The sequence below is a fragment of the Xanthomonas cissicola genome, assembly GCF_008801575.1.
GTDB classification, from domain to species: Bacteria; Pseudomonadota; Gammaproteobacteria; order Xanthomonadales; family Xanthomonadaceae; genus Xanthomonas; species Xanthomonas cissicola.
This window is the reverse complement of record NZ_VZPL01000308.1, coordinates 1-247: the sequence shown is the minus strand read 5'-3', so window position 1 is coordinate 247 and position 247 is coordinate 1. Positions and strand designations below refer to the sequence as shown.

At 58.3% G+C, this 247-nt stretch carries 1 pseudogene; it reads left to right on the top strand.

The window, feature by feature from the left end:
* Positions 1 to 162 precede the first annotated feature (162 nt).
* A pseudogene (locus F7R02_RS26235) lies at positions 163 to 247 on the top strand (IS5/IS1182 family transposase); the annotation flags it as partial.

Sequence of the window (247 nt, the reverse complement as noted above, 5' to 3'; positions counted from 1 at the left end):
GCGCCGGGTCTGCTTGCGCTTGCCCAGGCCCTCAGCGTCACCGAACGTCAGCTGCATAGATGATCCTCTACATGATGAGGCGGGTAGTGTCGCGTATCTGTGGTGCGTTGTTCAGAGCTTCCCTAAGAACCTGTTCACGATCTTCGCTGATCAGTGCAGACTATGCGGATGCGCCAAAAGACCTATCCGAGCGACATGAGCCGGGAGCAGTTCGCACACGTGCTGCCGATCCTGGAACAAGCGCGCA